Annotated in this window: 5 protein-coding genes; 4 read left to right on the top strand and 1 reads right to left on the bottom strand. The window is 64.8% G+C overall.

Annotated features, from left to right (window positions below):
* Window positions 1-1,939, top strand: a 1,939-nt coding sequence (locus DBR10_RS07750; RefSeq protein ID WP_233243320.1) for a TonB-dependent receptor, incomplete at its 5' end; no start/stop codon positions are given.
* Between the two features lie 170 nt (window positions 1,940-2,109).
* Entirely contained in the window at window positions 2,110-2,886 is a 777-nt protein-coding gene (locus tag DBR10_RS07745) for a SapC family protein (RefSeq protein WP_108503958.1), read from the top strand.
* Window positions 2,887-3,058: 172 nt separating this feature from the next.
* Here the strand turns inward: DBR10_RS07745 and DBR10_RS07740 are convergent, their stop codons facing one another.
* Complete coding sequence (locus DBR10_RS07740; RefSeq protein WP_158272185.1) at window positions 3,059-4,000, bottom strand: helix-turn-helix domain-containing protein; 942 nt, start codon at window positions 3,998-4,000, stop codon at window positions 3,059-3,061.
* Between the two features lie 809 nt (window positions 4,001-4,809).
* On the opposite strand from DBR10_RS07740, the gene DBR10_RS07735 reads away from it, so the two are divergent.
* Window positions 4,810-6,639, top strand: coding sequence for a tetratricopeptide repeat-containing sulfotransferase family protein (locus DBR10_RS07735; protein ID WP_108556244.1), 1,830 nt, complete (start codon window positions 4,810-4,812; stop codon window positions 6,637-6,639).
* A 2-nt stretch (window positions 6,640-6,641) separates the two neighbouring features.
* On the top strand, window positions 6,642-7,094 hold a 453-nt coding region (locus DBR10_RS07730), incomplete at its 3' end, for a hypothetical protein (protein ID WP_199225317.1).

Below are 7,094 nucleotides of genomic sequence, written 5' to 3'. Positions count from 1 at the left end.
GGCCGATACCGAGGTCTCCAGGGTCGTGGTCACCGCCGCGCCCTATGCGGTGTCGCTGGACAGCATCACCAGCAGCGTCAATGTCGTGACCCGCGACCAGCTGGACGTCGCCCCGCCGGTGGGCCTCGGCGACGCCCTGAACGGCCTGCCCGGCCTGCGCTCGACCTTCTACGGCCCCGGGGCTTCACGGCCCGTGATCCGGGGCCTGTCGGGTCCGCGGGTCATGGTGCTGCAGAACGGTGTCGGCCAGGTGGACGCCAGCGCCCTGTCGCCTGATCACGCGGTGGCTTCCGACCCTGCCGAGGCCTCACGCATCGAGGTCCTGCGTGGTCCCTCGACCCTGGCCTATGGCGGCTCGGGCATCGGCGGCGTGGTCAACATGATTGATGACCGGGTGCCCTCCGTGCGCGCGGACAAGGCCGTTGAGGGGCGGCTGGCCGCCTCGGCCTCTTCCGTCGACGACGGCCGGGCGATCAGCGGTGCGCTGAAGGTCAATGCCGGTCCGCTGGTCTTTGCGTTCGACGCCGACCATCGCCAGAGCGCCGACTATGATATCTCCACCCCGGCCGTCTCCGGCCGTCGGGCTGTCCGCGACGGCCTCACGGTCGACCCGGCAAAGACCGTCAAGAACGCCGATGTCGAGATGGACGCCTATGGCGCGGGGGTCTCCTACATCCACGATACCGGCTTCTTCGGCCTGTCGGTCAAGCGCACCGACACCACTTACGGCGTGCCCTACGAGCAGATCCTGGCCCCGATCGATCCGGCCGCCGAGGGCCCCGTCTCCATCCACCTGCAACAGACCCGCTATGACCTGCGCGGAGAACAGCAGGTCGATGTGGGTCCGTTCGAGCTGGTTCGCCTGTCGGCCGGCTATGCCGACTACGGCCACGCCGAGGTTTCGGTCACCGACGGCGAGGTCGGAACCCGCTTCCTGTCCAGCGGTACCGAAGGTCGGCTGGAACTGGTGCAAAAGGCCCGCGACGGCTGGCAGGGCGCGGTCGGATTCCAGGGCCTGACCCGTGACTTCGAGGCTATCGGCGACGAGGCCTTTGTCCCGTCGGTCACGGTCAAGGAACTGGGCGTCTTCACCCTGCAGCGGCTGGACCGCGACAGCTGGGGCCTCGATGCCGGCCTGCGCCTGGACCGGCGCTCGCTGGACACGGCCGCCGCCAAACGCGAGTTCGACAATGTCTCGGCCTCGCTGGGCGTGTTCTTCAAGCCCGCTGATCATCAGTTCTATGCCCTGACCCTGTCGCGCAACGGCCGGGCTCCGACCGAGTTCGAACTGTTCGCCGACGGCCCCCACCCGGGCACAGGCGGCTATGAGGTGGGCGATGCCTCGCTCGACTCCGAGAAGGTGACCTCGCTGGAGGCCACCGCCCGCTGGACCGGTGACCGCCTGCGGCTGGAAGGCCATCTGTGGGGTGCCCGCTATGACGGCTTCATCGAAGAGGCCCCGACCGGGGCCGAACAGGACGGCCTGCCGGTCTTCCAGTATTTCCAGACCAATGCCGACTTCCACGGGGCAGAGCTGGAAACCAGCTATGTGGCCTGGTCGGGCGACAGCCGGTCGATCAAGCTGGAAGGCGTCTATGACTGGGTTCGCGGCAAGACCGACCTCGGCGTCCCGGCCCGCATTCCGCCATGGTCCCTGACCGGTCGGGTGGTGTGGACCGCGCCGCGCGCCGAAGCCCATCTTGAAGTCCGTCGCGTCGCCTCCCAGGGCCGTGTCGCCACGTTCGAACTGCCGACCGACGGCTATACGAGCGTCAATGCCATGGTCACGTTCAAGCCGTTCAAGAACCCGGCCCTGCGCCTGTTCATCGATGGTCGCAACCTGACCGACGAGGAGATTCGCGAGCACGTCTCCTTCCTCAAGGACATCGCCCCCTCGCCGGGACGCTCGATCCGGACAGGCCTGGCCTGGCGGTTCTAAGCTCTTAACACGGCCGTCCCGTTCGCCCCGTGATGGAGTGACGGGGCGGTTTCTCCCGCGTCTGGAAGGGTCGATTGCCGCAACCTCCGGGATCGGCTAGAAGCGCCAAGCCTTTGCGGCCGCAGTTCCGTCTCGCGCGTCCGTCCTTTCAGCCCTTTGTAGAGCTATCAATGGAATCGACCCAGTCCACCGGCGGCATCTCCGGCAACGTTCTGTTCTACGTCTCGCCCGAGCCGCTGAACCGCGAGCAGCATGCCAAACTCGCCCTCGTGCACAACGACAAGCCGTACGGCTTCGCCGCCACCGGCAGCGCCGTGCCGCTCACCGTGACCGAATTCGCTCCGGCCGCCCTGTCGTTCCCGGTGATCTTCGCCGGCGAGGACCGCGTTCCGCTGGCCGTCATGGGCCTGAACAACGGCGAGAACCTGTTCGTCAACGCCGACGGCTCGATCGATCCGGGCGTCTACATTCCGGCCTATATCCGCCGCTATCCGTTCGTGCTGGCCAATGACGAGACCCAGGACCGCCTGATCGTCTGCATCGACCGCGGGTCCACCCTGCTGTCGGAAAGCGGCCAGACCGCCCTGTTCGACGAGAAGGGCGAGCCGACCGAGTACACCCAGAACTGCATCAAGTTCTGCGACGACTTCGAAGCCGAGCGTCGCCGCACCGACTCGTTCGTGCAACTGCTGAAGGAACTGGACCTCTTCGAACTGAAGACCGCCACCTTCACCCCGACCGACGCCGACGGCCAGCCCGGCCAGGCGCAGACCGTGGCCGAGTACTTCGGCGTCTCGGAAGAGAAGCTGAACGCCCTGCCGGTCGAGAAGCTGAAGGAACTGCAGACCAACGGTGCCCTGGCCCAGATCTATGCGCACCTGGTGTCGCTGGTCGGCTGGGATCGCCTGATCGCCGTCGCCATGATGCGTCAGCAGGCGGCCGGCTGATCCTTCCTACGGGATGACACAGTCTGAAGGGCGGCGGGGCTTCGGCTCCGCCGCCTTTTTTCATTGCGGCCCCTGGGAAGAGCCCGCTTTTGAGCGAGGCCCATGGCACCCGCCAGGCGCATCACACGGCTGGGCGCGCCAGGCTTATGATGGCGGCTCACAAGGCCGGGATTCAGGCATCGAGTTTGCCATCCTGGTCCGCGTCAACCTCTCCCAGCCAGTCAGTGACGAATGGCGCTTTGCGCTGGGCGGTGGCCTCAGGACTCTTCATGACTTCCGGATAAACCCTTAGATCACCTGGATTGAGAGAGTATTTTCTCTTGAAGGACCGATAGAAGCCCGAGGTGTCTCCAAAACCCCAGACGGCCGCGACTTCCATGACGGACAGATGCGCATAGCTCGGGTCGCAGAGAGTCAGATAGACCTTCCGTAGGCGCTGGGTGCGAATATAGTCGGCGACGCCGCCCAGAGGGGCCATGTGCCGATACAGAGCGGCGCGGGACAGGCCGAGTTGATCGCACAGGCGATCCGGGCCAAGGGTGGTGTCGCCCAGATGCCTGTTGATGTAGCGCCGAATGCGAACGAGTTGTGCGTCAGCCAGGTCGTGCTGGTCCTGTTCGCTTTCCGGACCGGACAGCAGAAGGCCCGAGACAAGCCCGGCTGTCGCATCGATCAGGGCCGGACCGTCTTCCAGCGACGCCTCGGCGGCGGCAAGCCACAGGGCTCGGAGATGAGCGCCAAGCACCGTATTGGCGACGCTGCCCTTGCGCAGGATGAGGCCGTGCAAATGATCAAGATTGCGCTTGCTCCCCTCCAGCAAACTTCTGGGCAGGATCAGATTCTGAACATAACTCGCCGCCGACACGCTGCTGGTTCGCGTGAGATCCAGAAAGCCGATGTCGCCAGTCTCGGCGATCTGGTCGACGCCTTCGATGCAGCGGCTTTCGGTCCCCTCCAGGTAGAGATAGATGCTGATCAGATCGAGGCTGCTGGTCGCGATCTTTTCGGCATCCCTGGAGAAACGAAATTCTCCGCCTTCCAGCCTGGCGCGGCTGAGCAGCGCCGGACCCATCACGTAGACGCGCGTGCGAAGATCCAGTTGATACTGGTCCATGTCAGGAAACTCAGTGTCGAACATTCCACTAAGAGCGTCGCGAATGGCCTGCGCGACTTCCTGTGGTGGCCCGTCGTCAGTGCCCCGCTCCAGGCACGGGAGCCTACTGGCCGTCACGACATCTGCACGCTGAACTCTATTCTCGGTCAAGTATTTGTCTCATGTAAAATGAAATTTTAACCTTGCTCATCATTGGGTCTTGTATTGCTTTTGGTCATATTGGCCCACATAAATAATTAAATCAAAATCCGTCAGACAAAATTGAATCTACCCTGTAAAGCTCAATGCACAAAATTTTCGCGAAAACTGAAATTGTATTTATAGAATGCTATATGTTCAAACTGAGTTCACACTTGCTACGCGAATATGATTATACCCTAATTTTTGCTCGGATCTCGAGTAAATATATCTGAAATCTCAATTTCTTTCCGTTGGGGTTCAGAAGTATTCAGCAATCGGAAGGGTGGCGTAGAATTCCAAAATTATTGAATTTTATTAGGTAGTTACAATCATTTTTCGCGGTTGCAAAACCGTGCGCCGCGGCATTGCAGCCAGCGGAAACGGGTATCGGCTAGGGTCTTGCCGCTGGTTCAGGAGCGTTGCCCGGCAAGTCCGGCGACGGGTTCGGAAGGCCTCCCTGTCCCGTCGCGCGCGGGTTCCTCGGCGACGGACAGCCAACTGCTGACAGCCGTCTCAATCGAATGGACATCCGTCTCAATCTGCCTTGCGAGGGCCGCGAGGGCATGGCCAAGGCCGAACGGCCGTGAGCTTAACCGCGACTTACGATCTTGCGATCCGGAGAGACCGTGGTGGGCAATCGACCATCTGCACCCGTCGCGCAGCCTCCTGGCCATCCGCCCCGTGCTGCAGACCTTGCCCGGGCGGTTGCCCATCTGGCCGCCGGCGATTTCCACGCCGCGCTTTATGCCGCCAGTGACGCCTGCCACGCCGATCCTGACGACGCCGAGGCCCACTACGCCTACGGCCAGGCCTGGCTGGGTCTGAACCAGGCCGAGAAGGCCGAGCACGCCTTCGCCGCAGCGATTCAGAGGGCTCCGGCCTGGGCTGAACCCTGGGTGAACTACGGGGTGGCCCGCTATCGCCAGGGCGCGATCCATGACGCCAAGACCGCCATGCGCGAGGCTCTGCGACATGCGCCCGGCCATGTGGCGGCGTCGGCCAATCTCGCCGCTTTCCTGGGCTTGACCGGCGAGCGGGATGCGGCCGACCTGTTGCTCAGGGAAAGCCTGGAGCGAGAGCCGCGCAATGCGGCGGCACGTCTGAACCTGGTTGCCGACCTGCTTCAGCGGGGACGCGCGCAGCAAGCCCTGGCACTGTTGGAGGAGTCCACGGTGCCGGGCAACCCGGCCGAGGCCCGGCACTGGCATCTGCTGAGTACCCTGACGCTCCTGCAACTCGGGCGGCCTGGCGACGCGCGCGCCGCGCTCGAGGCGTTTGAAGCGATCGGCACCTGTCCGCCGGCGCTGACCCCCCTCTGGCTCTGGCGGCGTCTGTGTCTTGCGCTGGCCGAACACGATCTGGCCGCAGCGCTCGACGAGGCCGCCGCGATGGAGGCGGCGCTATCGAGCTCCGGTGAAGCGATGCTGCCAGAGCATCGGATCATGGCCCACTACGACCTGGCCAAGTTCTGGGCCGGTCAGGGTGAGCCAGCCCGGGCCTTTTCGCACTGGCGCGCCGGTCATGACCTCCTGAAGCCTGGGCAGCCGTTTTGCCGCGCTGACCACGCCGCCTTTGTCGAGGCCAGTCAGGCGCGGCTAGACCGCCGGCGTCTGACGGACGGACCGCGCGCCACCAACCGCGATCCCACCCCGGTGTTTATCGTCGGCATGCCGCGCTCGGGCACGACCCTGTGCGAACAGATCCTGGCCGCCCATGCCAACGTCCATGGCGCGGGGGAGCGCGGCGCGCTCGCCGAGGCCTTCCATGCCCTGGGAGGCAGCGAAACCGCCGATGGCGTCAACGCGATCGCCGGCCTTGATGGGGCCGCTCTGGACGCCGCCGCCCATCGCTATCTGAGCCAACTGCGCGCCCTGGCGCCGGACAAGGCCCGGATCGTCGACAAGATGCCGGGCAACTACCGCTTTCTTGGCCTGGTGGGCCTGATGCTGCCCGGTGCGCGGATCATCCACTGTGTGCGCGATCCGCGCGACATCGGCCTGTCGATCTTCAGCTACCGTTTCCACGGTCATCATTCCTACGCGCACGACATCGCCGACCTGGGCTGGGCGATCGCCCAGCAGCAGCAGCTTATGGCGCACTGGAGCGCGGCCCTGCCAAACCCGGTGCTGCAGGTGCGTCTGAACGACTGGGTGGACGATTTCGACGCGACCCTGTCGCGGGTCCTGGACCATCTGGGCCTCGCCCATGATCCGGCCTGCGTGCACTTCCACGAGCGCGACAGCGATGTTCGCACCGTCAGCTACGCCCAGGTTCGTCAGCCCGTTAACGCCCGGGGCCTTGGCCGCTGGAAGACCTATCAGGCCGAGCTCGCGCCCCTGATCGCCGAACTGGACGCTGCCGGTGCCCTCGAGGGCTGGCCCGACGACCCGTTTGCCGCCCCGAACGCCGTGGCCTTGCCGACCCAATCCGCCCCGCACTCGATCTCACCTGGACGTTGATCATGACCACCCCCACGCTTCTGAACAACGGTCAGCCCGTCACCACCGAAGCCCAGTTGAACGCCTGCATCGCCGCGGCCAACGCCCTGGCGGCCAATAGCGGTGCCTATGCGATCATCCTGTCCGCAGCCTTCCAGGGCACGCTCGACAGCCCGCTGACCCAGATCAACCTGGCGGCCGGCGTCTCGCTCGACATCCAGGGGAACGGCGCTTTCCTGGACGGAGGCGGCCAGCAGCGTGGCCTCTACGTCAATGCCGGCACGGTCACCATAGAGGACCTCACCCTCTATAGCATGGCGGCCATCGGCGGCTCGCCTTTGGTCAGTCCGGGCGGCGGCGGGGCACCAGGCCTGGGGGGCGGCCTCTATGTTGGCGCGCGGGCCGTCGTCAGTCTGGATGGCGTCAATTTCCAGAATAACTCCGCTCGAGGCGGAACCGGCGGTGTCGGTGATAAC

It is taken from the genome of Caulobacter sp. HMWF025, assembly GCF_003060965.1.
Taxonomy (GTDB): domain Bacteria; phylum Pseudomonadota; class Alphaproteobacteria; order Caulobacterales; family Caulobacteraceae; genus Caulobacter.
Note: the sequence above shows the minus strand (reverse complement) of the source record. Positions and strands in the feature narration are given on the sequence as shown.

Coding starts and splice junctions, on each gene's coding strand:
- DBR10_RS07740 (WP_158272185.1), bottom strand. CDS start 4,000: ATGGACCAGTATCAACTGGATCTTCGCACGCGCGTCTACGTGATGGGT.
- DBR10_RS07745 (WP_108503958.1), top strand. CDS start 2,110: ATGGAATCGACCCAGTCCACCGGCGGCATCTCCGGCAACGTTCTGTTC.